The following is a 15,909-nucleotide window of genomic DNA, read 5'->3' as shown; positions in this document are numbered from 1 at the left end:
GGAAGTGCTATGGAGGGGGCGATCGTCGCTGTCCGTCAAGAAAACGGTAAAAAGAAGGGCATACGCAAAGTCATCGTCGCCTTTGGGTTTGCGATGGTGACGTTGACGTTTTTTTCAAATACGCTGCTGAATTTGTCGCTGGCTGAAGTCACGGTGGAAAAATCAATCGCAGGGGTGCTGTCCCATGAAGTGACAGGGACGGGGACGACGCAGGCGGCGGAAACCTCCGATCTCTACGTAGAGACGAATTGGCCGGTAGCCGCCGTCGCGGTCAAAGCCGGGGACACGGTCGAAGCGGGTCAGGAGCTTGTCGTGATGAAAACGGCGGACGCGGAAGAAGTGCTGCAGGATAACAAGGCGCGTCTTCGGCAGAAGCAGCTGAGCCTGGAGAAGCTTCAGGAAAGCTACGAGGAGGCGTTTCGCACCGGCGACGACAAGCAGCTGCACGGCATGGCGCGCGATATGGAGAGTTTGCAGCTCGACATTGGCATTTTGGAGCGCCAGATTGAGAGCGGCGAACGGCAGCTTGCGGCGTTCGCCCGCATCGTTTCGCCGGTGGCCGGCATTGTGACCGAGGTGAGCGCAGTCAAAGGCGCTCCGGTGCAGAGCGGCAAAGCGGCGGTGCGCATCGCTGATCTGGCGAAGGGCCAGGAGCTGAAAACGGTCGTCGAGGAAGCGAAGGTGCCTTATGTGCAGGTCGGCGACAAAACGGAAGTGATTTTCGCTTCGCTGAACAACGCGCATATTTCGGCGGAGGTGACGGAGATTCGGGACGCTGCGCAAGCCCAAACGCAGTCCGGCAGCTCCGGCAGTACCGGCAGCAAAGCAAGCGAAAGCTCCGGCGCGAAGGAAGTGACGCTAACCCTGCACGATGCGCGTCTCAAAGGGGGCGAAAGCGGCAGCTTCTCGATTGTGAAAAAGACGTCGACTTTCCGCAGCGTGCTGCCGAATGATGCGATCCGGGAGGACGATAACGGCACATTCGTGCTCGTTGTGAAAGAGAAGAAGGGGCCGCTCGGCACGGAGTATGAGCTGCAGCGGGCGAGCGTGCAGACCGGCGACAGCGACGACGAGAAGACGTCGATTGAGAATGGTATTACCCCACTCGATCAAGTCGTCGTCTCCAGCTCCAAATCTGTAGCGGAAGGGGATCGTGTGCTTGTACGCAAGGATTAAAGCGGATCAAGATCAGGAGCACGAGCAGAAGCATGGGCAGAAGCACGAGCAGGAGGCGGCCCGGTCGAGCGGGCACACCAGCAGAGCTGTCGGCAGCGTCTCAGCGGCCGGCCGGACACGGCTCGGCACGTGGCTGGTATGGAGCGGACTCCTGCTGATGCTGGCAACTACGGGGCTTATCCCCGCGGTTGCCGGGGAGTGGGAGCAGCTTGGCGGCACGCAGGGACTGGGCGTGCTCTCGGCAAACGCCGCCCAATCCGATTCTGCCGGGGCCGGGCTGACGTTGAAGGAGGCGGAGGCGCTGGAGGAAAATTCGGCGCCTGCCCCGGTCGCCTATGAAGCACGAGAGCGGGCGACCGCGCGGGCAGGGACGCTCGCCGCCGCCGTCGAGGTCCACGGCGTAAATGGCGCGTACCGGGACTTTAGTGGCGCCGAGTCCGAGGCAGGCACGCGGCTGTCCCGCACGGCGGTGTCGGAGCACAGCCGGGTCGCTGTGCTGGGAGCGGACGCGGCTGAGCAGCTGTTCCGCTCCCGGCAGGTCGCCGGCCGAACGATCACGCTATACGGCGTGCCGTTCACCGTGATCGGGGTGCTGCAAGAGAAGGACTCCCTCTTGCAGCGTTTATCCGCCGGCAGCCTCGCGCAGGTATGGATCCCTGTAACGACAATGCTGGATTTGCAGCCGGAGACGCGCATTCGGACCGTGCAGTGGACGGCGGGACCGAGCAGCGCCGTGAGCGGCGTGCAAGAAATGACGGCAGCCCTGCGTAGTATTGGACAGAACGCCGCCAATTACAGCCTGACGAACAGCTTGCTGGAGGGCAGGGTTGTGCGCCAGTGGCGAGACTTGCTGGAGTTCCTGTTCGGAGGAACGGCGATCTGGGCTATGGCAAGTCTCCTCCTCCGGCAGATCCAGAGCGGCAGCCGCCTGCTTAAGCAGCGGCTGCACACCGCCGACTGGCCCGACGCGCTGTCGGCCCTGAAGCGTCCCTTGCTGCTTCACCTCGCAGCAAGCGTCCTGCTGGCGGGAGGGATCGTCGGCGTATGGCTCGCCATCCGCTTTCGCCTCTATCTCCCGCCGGCGTGGCTGCCCGAGCAGCTCATCGATCTCCCATTTTACTGGGAGAAGGTGCAGCTCCTCTGGCAGCAAAGCAACATGCGGGCGGGCTACGCCCCTTCGCCGCAGGAACTGCACGCGCTGGCCGCCGGCCGGCTCAGCGCGGGTCTTGCCGCCGCAGGCGCCCTGGCCGGACTGCCGAGCCTGCTGCTCGGCCTCCGCATCTGGGCGCTGGCGGGGCTGCCTCTGGAGCAGCGACTGACGCGCGTGCTCCTGTGGTTGCCGGCGGCGGCGCTGCTCACCGCCGGCGCGGCCCGCTGGGCCGGCCTCACGTACACCGTCGAGCCGACGGCTTATGCGATCCCAGCGCTGCTGGCGATCGCCACTATCATTAACAAGGAGTGAACCACCCATGTTCAAAATGAAAAAAACGATGACGCTCTGCGCATCGCTCGCAGTCGTTGCCCTCGCGGGCTGCTCCGCAGCCCCAGCCTCCGATACGCCAACCCCTTCGGCGGCGTCACCAAGCGCTTCCAATGCAGCCAAAACCATCTCGCTGTCCGTCATGACTTCCGACCGTTTTCTCGAGCTGGCGAAGCAGAAATATGAAGCGGCACACCCAGGGACGACGGTACAGATTAAGGAGTACGTCGCAGCGCCGAACGTAGACACAAAAGCGCCGAGTGCGCCGGACGGCAAGCAGCAGAATATGGTCATGATGGCCAAGCCCGATCCCAAAAATGCCGAGAAATACGTCACGTCGGTTGGGGCGGAGCTGATGAGCGGCAAAGCGTCGGACATCATCGTGATGGACGGCTTGCCGTACCGCAAATATGCGGACAAGAAGCTGTTGGAGAATCTCAGCGACCTCATGAGCAAGGACAGCTCTTTCCAGAAGGACAACTACTACAGCGGCATGCTGAACGCGATGGCTTATAAGGGAGCCTTATATACGATTCCTGCTAAAATCGGGCTGACGATGTGGCTTGGCAATCAAGCGGTGCTGGGCAGTACGCCGCCGGATGACAGCAAGTGGACGTGGGCGGATTTCAAAAAGCAGGCCGCTGCCTGGCAGGCGGACAAAAATAACGACGGTAAGCCCGACGTTTATCCACTCGGCAAAGTGGAGCCGGATCAGCTGGTCACCCAGATGCTGAACAGCTCGTTTGCCAAATTCGTCGATGCCGGGGCGCAGAAGGCGAAGTTCGATTCTCCGGATTTTATCCAGCTGCTTAAGCTGGCGAAATCCATGTATGATGACCAGATTATCGTGCCAGATACGGCGGATGCGAACAATGTCGTGTTCCAGCCGAAGTCCAACATTTTCATGTACATGGATATGTACGCTCTGCCGAAAATGCAGTTTGGCGGCAAAGGCGCCTTCTATAATCTCCCTTCCGAGAACGATGTTAAAGGGACGCCGTTTACGTCCTCGTTGCCGTTGGCGATCAATAGCAAGTCCCCGAATAAGCAGGAGGCGTGGGATTTCGTGAAGTTCCTGCTATCGGATGAGATGCAGTCTGCGCGGGAGCTGAACGGGTTTGCCGTGAATAAGAACGGGGCGAAGGCCCAGCTCGATACGCTGAAAACGCTCGGCACCGGCAATGCGAAAATGAAGCTGAACATCAACGGCAGCGCGATGACGTTGCAGGCGGCGACGGATGATGAAGTGGCGAATATCACCGGCGTGCTGGACAAGGCGAATGTGTACGCTGAGAGCGATGCGAAGATTTCGACGATTGTCGCCGAAGAGACGGCGCCGTTCTTCCAGGGGCAGAAATCGGCCGAAGAAGTTGCGAAGATCATTCAAAATAAAGTCAGCACATACTTGCAGGAGTAGAGGGCGATGAGAATTAAAAAAATTGGCTGGATGGCGGCGCTGCTGGCCGGTCTATGCGGGGGGCTGCCGCTGCTGGCAGCCCCGGTCCCGGCGGCGTATGCGGCCGAGGCGGCGAAGGCGGAAGACGCTGCGGCGTTGGAGCCCGTTGTAATTGGCTCGGTAGTGGTCGGAAGCGAAAGCTACATTGAACTGGGAGATGTGCGGGAGCTGGAAAATAGCGAGACGCGGACGGTCGCGTTTACGGTGGCTTACGATAACCGAGGGGGCGAAGCGCTGGATTTACGCAAAATCCGGATGCGGCTGCTTTCGGCATCGGGAGGCTCTTATCAAGCGCAGCCTGTTAGCGGCACGGCACCCCCGGACACGATTCCGGCCGGCGTGCACCAGGAGTTGCGGTATTACGCGCAGATCGACAAAGACGTACAGTTGTCGCAGCTCTTGTTCACTTTCGTGCAGCTGGATTTTTCAGCGGCCGGTTATGAGCGCAAGCTTGGCGAGCTGCAAGTGCCGGAAGCTTACAGCAGCGTGACACCTGCGGGTGCCAAGCAGCATCTGGTCATCGCCGGAACGCCGTTCAACGCCAAGCTGGATCGCGCTTATGTTAGTCAGAACAGCACGTATTTGCTGCCTTCTCTGTATGTTGATCTGGAGAATGTTGGAAGCGGTCGCACCAAATTGCCGGAACTGAGCTTCGCCATCCGAACGAAAGATGGCCACAGCTATCCGCTCCAATCGGCGGATTTTACCAAAGACCGCGCACTGGACCCGCTGGATGCGCAGGAGGGCCTGCTCACCGGAGCGATTCCGCGAGCGGCGGGGACGGACGGCTGGCAGCTGATCGTCACGCAGACGGTTGCCGGGGCTGATGGGAAGAGCACCGTATCGCTGCCGCTCGCCGCATTCGACGTGCCGCCTGCGCAGGCGCATGACGTTTCCCTCGGCAACGACTATGATTTCGTCGATCAGGCGGGGACGTACAGCATCCGTCTGGATACGCTGGAACGGCTGCCTTGGGAAGACGACGATATTTTAGCCGCGAGCTTGACGTTGATGAATAAAGGCACGGAGGCTTTGCCGATTCCGGAGCTGAAAGGGCAGTTTACCTTGGACGATGCGGTGACGATAGAAGGAAATGTTATTCGCAGCGACAAGGTGATCAGTCTGCTGCCCGGCAAATCCGTCACAATCGGGATTGCAGGCAAAATTCCTTATGTCAGCGATTTTGAGAAGCTGGATCTGACCCTGCAGGAGCCGCAAGGGGAGAAGAGGGTGGATCTGCTCACTTTTCATCACAATGAAGCCCTGACGCACATCAAGTCGATTCCATTGGGCGAGAAGCGGATGATGACCGATACCGGTCGGCAGGCGGCGTATCAAGTGCGGGATGTGCAGACGTTCGAGGGCGACTCGGCCGATTTGCTGCTGGTGCAGGTGGAAGCCGAGAACCTGGAGAAGCGGTTCACCGATCTGCGCAAGCAGGTGGCCCAGCTGCAAACGGCGGACGGTACCGTGTTTCCCGCAACCATTGGATCGAGCGGCCGCAAGGTAATTCCCGGCGGCAAAGCGCTGCTGTCGGTCTGGGCATTGGCGCCGAAGGGAGCGAAGACGGAAGGGCTGCAGCTCATTCTCGGCGATGCGGTTACGCTGCCCGGCACAGCGGGCGTCGCCGCGGACGGTTATATGAATGCGGCGCTGTTCGCGCTGCCGGCCGAGTCGAAGACGCCGAAGGCGGATTTTGCCGATCTCGAAGCGTATCCGTATACGATTTCGCTCAGCCATATCGGCACGCAGATTGATTTTGTCGCCGGTACGGCGAAGCTGAGTTTTGATTACGATTTGAAGAAAGATGCCCTGATTGATGCGGATATGAAGGATCAGTCGCTGATCGTGGAGCTTCGGGATGAGACGGTCGAGAGCGGCAAAGAAATTGTGATCAGCGAGACGTATGCGCTGGACGGCACGAGTGCGGCGGCTTCCAAATCGCTGGAGCTCGGCTTTCACGATGCGACGATGACGTATACGAACAAAGATGCGCTGTATAAGATCAAGGATTTTTCCAATTACCGGCTGAACATTTACCATCAATTCCAAAACGGCTACAAGCAGCTGCTCGCGACGAAAGAGCTGGATTGGTTTATATATACAGATTAGCTGTTTTTAATCTGGCGTTCAGCTAGGCGCTCTATAATAGAGCGTATCTAGGCCGGGCAAGCATCGGGTGGGAGGAAATCATGAAAATTCTCGTTGTCGAGGACGACGATCATTTGCTAAAAACGCTGTCTGCACTGCTGCAGGAGGAAGGGTATCAGACGGATCTGGCGTGCTGCGGCGAGGAGGGCTGCTATCTCGCTGAGCAGGACATCTACGATCTCATCGTGCTGGACCGGATGCTGCCTGGACTGGACGGGCTGCAGATTGTGCGCCGCTTGCGGGCGAAGCAGGTGGGAACGCCGATTCTGTTCCTGACGGCCCGGGACAGCGTGGAGGACATGGTGAGCGGGCTGGATACCGGTGCGGACGATTATATGACGAAGCCGTTCGGCGTGCCGGAGCTGCTCGCTCGCGTCCGGGCGCTGCTGCGCAGGCGGGGGCCTGCGGAGGTCGAAGCGGGGCTTGCGCTTCAAGGGCTTGTCTTGCAGACGAAAGCCAAGGTCGCGGTGATCGATGGCAGCACGCTGGATCTGACGCAGAAGGAATTTGAGCTGCTGGAATATTTGGTGCGGAATCGGGAGCAAATTTTGACGCGGGAACAGATTTGCCTGCGTGTGTGGGGATTGGATTCGGATGTCGGTTCGAATGTGGTAGACGTGTATGTCTTCTATTTGCGCAAAAAGCTGAAGGCTTACGGCTACGATGCAATGATCCAAACAATTCGGAATGTGGGCTACATCTTGAAGGAGAGCGCGGTATGTTTAAAAAAACGAGAACCCGTCTGACGCTGCTGAATGCAGCCGTGTTTTTCATCATCATCGCTTGTCTGGGCGTCATTGTGTATACAGAGCTTCGGCACCAGCTATATGCCAAAGTGGATGAATCGCTGCAGCTGCGGATCCAGCAGGATCCGCAGCTGTTTTATGCGAAAACGCAGCTCCTGCCTGAGGTGGATCAGCTCCTCCCGAACACAGCGACGAAAAAAACGCTGATCCAGGTGCAGGGCATTGACCCGCGCGTTTTCCTCGTGCTGTGGGACGACCAGGGAAATGCGATTCCAGTGATGGGCAGCGCGAGCATGCACGATGCGGTGAAGGCGTTTGAGCCTTACCGGACGGCAGCGTCTCCGCAAACCGTGAATGTGGACGGTCACGTTTACCGGATCGTCGCGAATCAGTACGACAAGCCCTTGCAGCTAAGCATTACCGTCATGAACGATCCGGTGCGGCTGAGGGAGTTGAGGGATCCTGCGCAGTTTCTGGAGTCCGCTTCGATGTCGACGATCGTGTCCGTACAGGCCATCTCAATTATTGATTCTGAGCAGGCGATGCTGAAAGAGCTGCTCGAGCTGATCGTGATCGGCATCGCCGTCGGCGGCGCTATAACAGTGCTGGCCGGTCTTTACCTTGCCAATCAGGCGCTGCGGCCGATTAGGCGGTCCTGGGAACGGCAGCAGCAGTTCGTCGCGGATGCTTCGCATGAGCTGCGGATGCCGCTCTCCATTATCCGCGCGAACGCGGAACGCGTGTTCCGGCACCCCGACCGCTCCATTCTGGACATGAGCGAGCCGCTGTCGATGGTGCTGGAAGAGTCGAAGCGCATGGGCCGGCTGGCCGAGCAGTTGCTGACGCTGGCGCGTGCCGATTCCGATCAGGAGGAGCTGTCGCTGAAGCCGACCTCGCTTCGAACGGTGATCGACGAGGTCGTTCATAAGTTTGCGACGCTTGCGGAGCTGAAGGGCGTCGCGCTGACGGCCGAGCTGGAGAACGGCCTCGATCTGCTGGCTGACGGTGAGCGCATGCACCAGCTCCTCGTTATTTTGATGGACAACAGCTTGAAGTTTACGCCGGCTGGCGGCACGATTCGGGTGACGGCCCGCAGGAGGCACCACCAGATCGACATCGCGGTGGAAGATTCCGGCATCGGCATCGCTGCGGAGGAGCTGCCGCGCATATTCGACCGCTTTTACCATGGAGATGGGGCTCGAACACGCAGCCAAGGCGGAACGGGGCTAGGGCTGGCCATTGCCAAATGGATTGCCGAGAAGCACGGCGGCGAGCTCATCGCGACGAGTGTGCTGGGACGGGGCACCGTGATGAAGCTGCAGATTCCTGTGAAGTCGGCGCAAATGGCGTCTGCGTCGGTTTCTAGTAAATCAGCCCCGTATTCGTAATTTTCACGCTCGTATCCACCTGGAATTTCACTTCAGGATACACCTCTTGCCAATGCTTCCAGTTGTTCTCTTTGCCAAAATATTGGGCTAAATAATGCAGGCCGAATCCGTAGGGGTCAACGCCGGCGTCCCGAATTTTAACCAACAGCTTTTCCAGACTGTCGCTGACATGCTGACTGAGCTTGCGTTCTACCTCTTGAGGGTCGAGAAGAAGCATACCTTGTTCCACCATGCCGGAAATGTTCATCGTGAATTTGACCGTCGGCACGGTATCGTGGGTGATGTTAATTTTGCTTGTAATGTCCGAGACATAGAGCGCGAGCCGCTGTCCTTTGTAATCGATCGGAATGCCGGATTTTTTGAATTCGTTGGCGCTCATGTTGTACAACTGCGTCTCTTCCGGCGAGAGAACGAGTTTTTCGTGATATTTATCGAGCAAGCTCAGCTTTTCCACGACATAAGAGTCGCCATCGTAACGAACAATGGGAATAATGGGATCCATGCCTTTCTCCTTGAACCGGCGGAAGCAGTCGAACAAGAACGAAGTGACGGTAAACGGGGAGACGGTTCCCTCTTTACCGAAGGTAAGGAAGAAGGAATTTCCCGCGAGTCGTTCTGTTGTCGGGTTGCCATGGAGCAGCTTGCCTGCAGTCGGTTCAGCGACAGCCACATAGGAAATGAGCTGAATGTCTCTGCGGCGTGCCAGCCAGTTGAGCGATTCCTGCAAGTGCGTCTTGACGAGCTTATCGCCGAACAGAAAGACGCGGCAGTGGCCAAAGTCGATTTCTTTGTCGACATGCGCCTTTAAATTTCGAACGGCTTCGGCAATGCTCTGCGCTTCCTGATGTTCGATCTGGCTTTCGGCCATTCCTTCGCCGACTTTGGGCGCGGGAACAGCGAGTCTGAGGGTGACGTCGTAAGGCTTGTCTTTGTTGTCGGACATATCGATGCCCATGGCTACGACGAAGAAGCGTTTGTCGATGTCTTTGAAGCCGCAGCCGCCGAGAAGGAGGCCGAGGACCGTTAGGAGGAGCGCGGTACGCCAAGCTCGGAAGGACATGCGGATTCCTTCTTTCTTTTCCAGGTAAAGTAAAACATGAGGCCGAACGCCGTAATTTCCATGATGAAGCGGAGCACAAGCCACAATTCGGTAATCCATTGGATTTTTTCCTGATTCACGTAGAACATGAATGCAAACGAAGCCAATCCGATCCCACCGGCCAGCCACAGGTTGATGGCGGGGGGCGGATCTTCTTCCACGGCTACGCATTTGTTGATCGCATAACGGATCAGCATAATCGTGGTATGCCAGGTATTCATGACGAAAAGCAGCGACAGCGCGGTAAACAGCAGCAGAAAAATAAACAGGATCCGGTTAATGAATCCGTATTCCGAGATGATGGAGTCGGCGGTCATGCTCCACAGGTAGACATAATGTTCCACGGCGACGGTGCCATGCATACCGATCGGGACTATGAAGGTGATGATCAAAAAGCTCATGGCGAATAGAGGTGCTACGAAGCGCAGGCGAAATTTGAAGTTTTCCGGGTTTAGCCGGTTAAAGATGGTTAGACTCAAATAGCCGGAGAAGACGAAGGTCGACGCGGCGATCGCCATAAATTTTGGGGGGTGATCGACGTAGCCGAGTACATAGCGGACGGCGTCCCAGCTGATGTTCTCATTAAAGATCGCCTTGAGCAGGAACCAAATGATAAAAGGAGAGCTGAGCAGCACCATAATTTCGTGAATGAACTGAACGGATCGCGTAGAGCGGCTGCTTGCCCAGACGGCGGCGGTAGCCATTAGCAACAGGTTCAAGTAACGGTTCATATCCGGATAGAAGAACATCCGCACCGTCTCGGCATACGAATAAATGACAATTAATCCTGCCGGCATCCAGAGGAAAAAGGCGATAAAAGCATTGATGCCTTGTGCCAGCCATCCCGGTAAATATTGATCGCAAAGTTCGGGAAAGCCGAGCCCCGGGAACTTCTCGAAGCAGGCCATGACGCCGAGCATAACGATCGTGCCGATGACGATCGCAACCAGCATCCCCGATACGGCTCCGTCGAACCGGTCGCGAATCAAGATAGTGGGGATAAACATCATGATATTGATCATGGCGACGTAGAGCACGTGGTAGTAAATGTATCGGGGCACGATCAGGCGTCCTCCTTATTCTTAAGATGCTTTTTGGCCTCCAGCTTGGGGATGTAGAGCGCAAGGTAGGGCTGTCCGAAGCTGCGAATATTGCACCAGTACACGACTAAGGCGAAGAAGGCGACGACAAGGCCCAGTAAGCCGAAATAGATCGTAATTAGGACAAAAATATATTTAACGAACCGAATGGAGTAGCCAAAGCCGTTATTCGGGATGACGAAATTGGAAATCGCGACGACCGAGGTCACGATAATCATGATAGAGCTGACGAGCCCCGCTTGCTGAATGGCTTGCCCAAGAATCAGACCGCCCACGGTAGTGGCCGTCGATCCGATAAAGCGGGGAAGCCGGAGACTCGCTTCGTTCAGCGCTTCGATCATGAACAGCATGATGAAGACCTCGATAAAAGAAGGATACGGCACGACAACCCGGCTTCCGGCGATGGAAAGGGTCAGTTGCACGCGCAGCACTTCAGGGTTGTACGAAACGATGGCGATGTAGAGAGCCGGCAGTGTTATGGTCAGCAGCATGCCCAGGTACCGCAGGATGACCAGCAGTTTGCTCATCCAATACGATTCATAGTCGTCATCCATCGCATGCATGAAATCGAAGATCCGTACGGGCAAAATCAGACCGAAACGGCTGCCGTCCTGCAGCAGCACGACTTTGCCGCGCTCGAGCATGGCGGCGATCCGGTCGGGCCGCTCCGTCTGCAAAATAATCGGAAAGAAGCGATGCTTTCTTCCGGACAACCCTTGAACAAGCTGCCCGGAAGCCTGGAGCAGCTTGATTTGCATGTTCGCGAGGCGCTGCTGCAAGAGGGTTAGAACGTCCCTGTTTACGAGATTCTGATCGTACAAGACGGTGACCCTCGTTCTCGAAATCGTGCCAATCGTATGCTGTTCGACGCAGAGCGTGGGTGAATTGAAGCGAAGCCGAACGAGGGAAATGTTCAGATCCAAATCTTCCGTAAGCGCCACCTGTGAACCTTGCAGCGCGACTTCGAGCTGAACCATGTCCGGCTTATCTTGAAACTTTCGTTGAATATTGAAGCGATACACCTGATCTTCCAGCATGAAAAGCACGGTGCCCCGCAGCACATCGCCCGCCCAAGTATCCGGCGGACCGGCAGGCGTGAAGTTTGGATTCGCGTAAATCATCCGCTCGAACTCATCCGGCTCGAAGTTATAAGAGAAAGGGACCAGAAGACCGTTTTTCAATAAGGATTGATCGCAAAGCATAGGAAAATAGCAAATTTCCATCTGCATGTATCCGTTGTCCAGGGTATCAAAGATTAGGTCCGACGGATTATTCAGCATATTGCGAAGTTCGTCGATCATCCGGCGCCACCTCCCCCTCAGTTTTCCACGAATTTCCCATTTCGCATAGCTTTCCCAATAGAAGTAAAACCATGCAGAAGCCTGCTCGTTAGAGAGAAGGTGCAGGGTATGAGCGTTCTCTTTCGCTGGGCGTCATCTTCCTTAAGGGAAGCGGCATACACTCAAGGAAAACGAATGAACGATACGCACGGCAGTCGACGGAGCGCGTGAAAATGATCGCCAACTGAGCATTCAGATGCGGGGGTGGATGCGGATACGGATACTGCTCACTCACTCACTCACTCGCTCCTCAGACATCAAAACTGCGAAAAGGCAGGAATTTCCACCCTTCCGCTCTGGATTTGAAGGAATGCCTGCGATTGCGCAGGCATTTTGGGCGAGAAACCTGTTTTGGCGCTGACTCGGGGCAAAAAAACTGCCTTATTGCAGGCATTTTGATGAAAACGGCATTGCCGTGGAAAATTCCTGCATAATTGCAGTTTGCATCCTTCCCCTGCTAAATTTGCCGCAAAAAACGCAAAGCCTCATCCAACGCCTTGACCTGTCGGGGTCGTTGGATGAGGCTTCTATTCTCGTAGATATGAGGACGCCGTAAAGGAGGGAGTCTACGTTTACACCTTTCGGAAGCGGAAAAGATGGCTTTCAAAATCGCCATGCTGTCTCGGCAGGGCGTGGCCGGCATACATCAGTTCATCGCCGCCGTACACCTCGCCGGTTGTGGTGTTCTTGTATGTGCCGTCCGGATCGAGCCCTTTCAGCATCAGGCGCTTGAGCGGCTCATGCGGCTCTGCCAGGATGTTGAAGTAGCAGGCTAAGACGTCCTGCCCGTCTTCGGAGACGAACATCCAAGCGGCTTCCAAGCCTTCGAACGGGCTGAGCAAGCGGTAGAAACGGCCAAACTGCACAAACTTGCGTAACTCTTTGTACTGGGCGACCTGCTCTTTCGCGAGCTCGCGCTCTTCCGGTGTAAACGTCGTCAGATCGAGCTCGTAGCCGAAGTTGCCGGACATGGCGACGTCGCCGCGCATTTTCAGCGACGTGGTGCGGTGCAGCTGATGGTTCGGTACGGCGGAGATGTGCGCGCCCATCGCGCTGATCGGATACACGAGACTCGTGCCGTACTGGATTTTCAAGCGGGCGATGGCATCGGTATTGTCGCTCGTCCACGTCTGCGGCATATAGTGCAGAATGCCGGGATCGAATCGGCCGCCTCCGCCTGAGCAGCTTTCAAACAGCACGTGCGGGAACGCTGTCGTGATGCGCTCCATCACGTTGTACAGACCTAGCATATAACGGTGGGCGGTCTCACGCTGGCGCTCCGGTGGCAGCGCGGCGGAGCCGATCTCGGTCATATGGCGGTTCATATCCCATTTGACGTAGGAAATCGGCGCGCTGGCGAGCACCTTCGAGACCGCGTCCACGATGTAGTCGCACACTTCGGGACGCGACAAGTCAAGCGTCAGTTGACCGCGGCCTTCGGAGCGGTTACGGTCCGGCACGTGCAGGCACCAGTCCGGATGAGCGCGGTACAGCTCGCTGTCGCGGGAGATCATCTCGGGCTCGAACCAGAGGCCGAACTGCATGCCCAGCTTGGTCACACGCTGCGCGAGATCTTCGAGACCTGCCGGCAGCTTGTTCTTGTCAACGAACCAGTCGCCGAGCGATGTGGTGTCGTCATTGCGTTTGCCGAACCAGCCGTCATCGAGCACGAACAGCTCGATGCCAAGCTCGCGGCCGGCTTGGGCGATTTGCTCAATTTTATCCGCCGTAAAATTGAAGTACGTCGCTTCCCAGTTGTTAATGAGCACTGGGCGCGGTTTATCGCGGAACTCGCCGCGGCACAGTCTCGTCCGGTACAGCTCATGATACGTCTGGGACATGCCCGTCAGCCCTTGGCTGGAGTACACCATAACGGCTTCCGGCGTTTGGAATTGTTCCCCTGGCGCCAGCAGCCATGAGAAATCGAACGGATTAATGCCCATGGAAAGGCGCGTCGTGTGCATTTGGTCAACTTCGACGGAGGCGAGGAAGTTGCCGCTGTACACAAGGCTGAAGCCGTACACACTGCCGTAGTCTTCCGTAGCACCACGCTCTAGCAGCGCGACGAACGGGTTTTGCTGATGGCTGCTTGCTCCGCGGCGGCTCTCGATGGATTGCGTGCCAGGCCCAAGCTTCCTTTTTTCCACGTAGCGTTCTCTCGCCCATGCGCCGGATAAGTGCAGCAGCTCGAACTGGTCATGGCTGAAATCGACGCTCATGCTGAGCACTCGAAGCAGCTTGAGGGACGCTGTGCCGGTGTTGATAAACCGTACGCTGCGTGCAATCGCATTCTGCTGCTCGAAAGCGGTGTAGCTCAAGATAGCCTGAAGGCCGATGAGCTTGTCTTCCAAAGTGATTTCAAGCGTAGTCGCTTCTTGATCCGATTCGGCATACGTGGCAGGAAGGCTTGTCAGTGCAGGTTTGCCTGGCGTAATCGTATGTGAAACGTAGCGGAGATCCGTGATCGTAGAGCCGTTATCCAATTGAACTTGGTAAGCAGGTTGACGATAGTCCGTATTCCCGTAAGCCGGATATTCCTGCGGCAGTGTATCGAGTGAAAAGTGGCGATTAGCTGGATTGGGATTCGGTGAAAAAGCGCGTTCCTCTGTGCGAATCAGTCTTTCCGGCTGGATGCCGCGCACCGTTTTTCCCCAGTAGGCGTGTGCGAGATGGCCTGATTCAAAAATGTGCAGCACATAGCTTGTATGCCCTGCTTGCAGATGAAAGATGCGCTGTTCGGCATCAAAATGGATGGACATGGAGAAAAAGCACCTCGAACTTTCTCGTTATCTTAGAAAACTATAGGCGTATCATAGACCGCTAGGTGAGATAAGTATATGGAGAAATCGAGTATAACTATGTAGAAATGTAGTTTTTTACTTAGGAGGTGATCTTTTCTTTTTGCACATACGCCCGCAGCAGCTTTAGCCCGCTCTTATCGATCCAGGTGGCGAGTCCCAAGAAAGCTAGATAAGCGACTGCATAGATCCAGGGTTTGACAAAAAGGATCAAGTGACCGGTCCGGTAGAGGATATATTGTCCGATAATGCTGATGACCCACGCGGCTGCCCAATAGCGACGCTTGTTCGTCGCGTAGATTACGCTGCCAAGAAGCAGCGAAATGACGAAGGCCGAGCTGACGGTCAATATTACATCATCCCGGTAAGGATTTTGGTAGAGACCCATTTTTAGACGCCGCAAGCCGCTTAAAAGCAGCGTGAACATGATCGAATCTGTCGTACTGAACGCAAACATCAAATACGTCAAATAACAGAAGGGTCGGTTTCCTTCCTGTATTTTCCGAATCCATATCCGGCACATCATGAAGAAGAACAGCAAGGCAAAAATGGTGTACCACGACGTCCAGCCTTCATGGCTGTAAAGCTTCAAACGAATGAACAGCATATCGATTCCGCCCATCGTAAGGGCGAAGAACCCGATCCACAGCCGCCGCGGCTGATAGAAGGCAAGCAGTACACCAATGGAAGGGATGATGAAAAAGTTGGAAAATGTGGCCCCGACCATGCTGTCCAGGTAAGGGTTTTTCAGAAATTTCGGATAGTAGGTGTAGGCCTCGAATACGACAAGCACAAACACCTCAAAGACGTAAATCATGCCCGCAAAGGAAAGATGAAGAATGGGGGCAAACGGCTCCCGCTTACGAATTGCCGTGACGACCGTGATTAGGATAGCTATGCATGCTAATAGCAGATAAGGCACATAGTTCGGCATTTCGCACCTCAAGAAGTCGGAAAGTATTCCCCACTATCATTAACAAAGTGATCAAGGGTTAAACGAGGGGCAGGTTTATGCAGGAGAGGCGCTTGTGGTTTGGAAGGATGTGCAGTTAAGGCGCAGGGCGTTTTTGGTCTGTTAACGATTATTGTTAATGGTAGTGGACATTTTGTGCATGGGGAAAACAATTTGTTAAGTCTATTGGATGAAATGGAAATATGGCCAAGCGGTTTCTCCT

General features: G+C 56.1%; 11 protein-coding genes. 6 read left to right on the top strand and 5 right to left on the bottom strand.

The window, feature by feature from the left end:
- Positions 1-9: 9 nt before the first annotated feature.
- The 6 genes from ABE504_RS14965 to ABE504_RS14940 all read left to right on the top strand — a co-directional run bounded on the left by ABE504_RS14965 (position 10) and on the right by ABE504_RS14940 (position 8,397).
- Complete coding sequence (locus ABE504_RS14965; RefSeq protein ID WP_430089844.1) at positions 10-1,176, top strand: efflux RND transporter periplasmic adaptor subunit; 1,167 nt, start codon at positions 10-12, stop codon at positions 1,174-1,176.
- Positions 1,160-2,638, top strand: a complete 1,479-nt coding sequence (locus tag ABE504_RS14960) for an ABC transporter permease (protein WP_430089841.1) — start codon at positions 1,160-1,162, stop codon at positions 2,636-2,638. The genes ABE504_RS14965 and ABE504_RS14960 overlap by 17 nt, the downstream gene beginning before the upstream one ends.
- A 7-nt stretch (positions 2,639-2,645) precedes the next feature.
- Positions 2,646-4,073: an ABC transporter substrate-binding protein gene (locus ABE504_RS14955; protein WP_430089838.1), complete on the top strand. Its 1,428-nt coding sequence runs from the start codon at positions 2,646-2,648 to the stop codon at positions 4,071-4,073.
- 6 nt (positions 4,074-4,079) lie between these two features.
- Positions 4,080-6,224, top strand: coding sequence for a hypothetical protein (locus tag ABE504_RS14950; protein ID WP_430089836.1), 2,145 nt, complete (start codon positions 4,080-4,082; stop codon positions 6,222-6,224).
- A gap of 80 nt (positions 6,225-6,304) precedes the next feature.
- The gene (locus ABE504_RS14945) at positions 6,305-7,009 is read left to right on the top strand and encodes a response regulator transcription factor (RefSeq protein WP_430089834.1); all 705 of its coding nucleotides are present in this window, start codon (positions 6,305-6,307) and stop codon (positions 7,007-7,009) included.
- The gene (locus ABE504_RS14940; RefSeq protein ID WP_430089831.1) at positions 6,982-8,397 is read left to right on the top strand and encodes a sensor histidine kinase; all 1,416 of its coding nucleotides are present in this window, start codon (positions 6,982-6,984) and stop codon (positions 8,395-8,397) included. Before ABE504_RS14945 ends, ABE504_RS14940 begins: the two co-directional genes overlap by 28 nt.
- On the opposite strand, the gene ABE504_RS14935 is transcribed toward ABE504_RS14940, so the two are convergent.
- The 5 genes from ABE504_RS14935 to ABE504_RS14915 all read right to left on the bottom strand — a co-directional run bounded on the left by ABE504_RS14935 (position 8,372) and on the right by ABE504_RS14915 (position 15,668).
- On the bottom strand, positions 8,372-9,457 hold the full coding sequence (locus ABE504_RS14935; protein WP_430089828.1) for a Ger(x)C family spore germination protein: 1,086 nt from the start codon (positions 9,455-9,457) through the stop codon (positions 8,372-8,374). The two genes, ABE504_RS14940 and ABE504_RS14935, sit on opposite strands and share 26 nt — an antisense overlap.
- Complete coding sequence (locus ABE504_RS14930; protein ID WP_430089825.1) at positions 9,421-10,557, bottom strand: hypothetical protein; 1,137 nt, start codon at positions 10,555-10,557, stop codon at positions 9,421-9,423. Before ABE504_RS14930 ends, ABE504_RS14935 begins: the two co-directional genes overlap by 37 nt.
- Positions 10,558-10,559: 2 nt before the next feature.
- Entirely contained in the window at positions 10,560-11,897 is a 1,338-nt protein-coding gene (locus ABE504_RS14925; protein ID WP_430089823.1) for a spore germination protein, read from the bottom strand.
- A gap of 611 nt (positions 11,898-12,508) precedes the next feature.
- Positions 12,509-14,695, bottom strand: coding sequence for an alpha-galactosidase (locus tag ABE504_RS14920; RefSeq protein WP_430089820.1), 2,187 nt, complete (start codon positions 14,693-14,695; stop codon positions 12,509-12,511).
- Positions 14,696-14,816: 121 nt separating this feature from the next.
- Positions 14,817-15,668: a hypothetical protein gene (locus tag ABE504_RS14915; protein WP_430089817.1), complete on the bottom strand. Its 852-nt coding sequence runs from the start codon at positions 15,666-15,668 to the stop codon at positions 14,817-14,819.
- Positions 15,669-15,909: the final 241 nt, after the last annotated feature.

The sequence above is a fragment of the Paenibacillus oryzisoli genome, assembly GCF_050467285.1.
GTDB classification, from domain to species: Bacteria; Bacillota; Bacilli; order Paenibacillales; family NBRC-103111; genus Paenibacillus_E; species Paenibacillus_E oryzisoli_A.
The sequence above is the reverse complement of the archived record's forward strand: the minus strand, read 5'-3'. Positions and strand labels throughout refer to the sequence as shown.

Excerpts from the sequence above, each read along its gene's own strand:
- ABE504_RS14965 (WP_430089844.1), top strand. The coding sequence starts at position 10 with ATGGAGGGGGCGATCGTCGCTGTCCGTCAAGAAAACGGTAAAAAGAAG.
- ABE504_RS14955 (WP_430089838.1), top strand. The coding sequence starts at position 2,646 with ATGTTCAAAATGAAAAAAACGATGACGCTCTGCGCATCGCTCGCAGTC.
- ABE504_RS14950 (WP_430089836.1), top strand. The coding sequence starts at position 4,080 with ATGAGAATTAAAAAAATTGGCTGGATGGCGGCGCTGCTGGCCGGTCTA.
- ABE504_RS14945 (WP_430089834.1), top strand. The coding sequence starts at position 6,305 with ATGAAAATTCTCGTTGTCGAGGACGACGATCATTTGCTAAAAACGCTG.
- ABE504_RS14940 (WP_430089831.1), top strand. The coding sequence starts at position 6,982 with ATGTTTAAAAAAACGAGAACCCGTCTGACGCTGCTGAATGCAGCCGTG.
- ABE504_RS14935 (WP_430089828.1), bottom strand. The coding sequence starts at position 9,457 with ATGTCCTTCCGAGCTTGGCGTACCGCGCTCCTCCTAACGGTCCTCGGC.
- ABE504_RS14925 (WP_430089823.1), bottom strand. The coding sequence starts at position 11,897 with ATGATCGACGAACTTCGCAATATGCTGAATAATCCGTCGGACCTAATC.
- ABE504_RS14920 (WP_430089820.1), bottom strand. The coding sequence starts at position 14,695 with ATGTCCATCCATTTTGATGCCGAACAGCGCATCTTTCATCTGCAAGCA.
- ABE504_RS14915 (WP_430089817.1), bottom strand. The coding sequence starts at position 15,668 with ATGCCGAACTATGTGCCTTATCTGCTATTAGCATGCATAGCTATCCTA.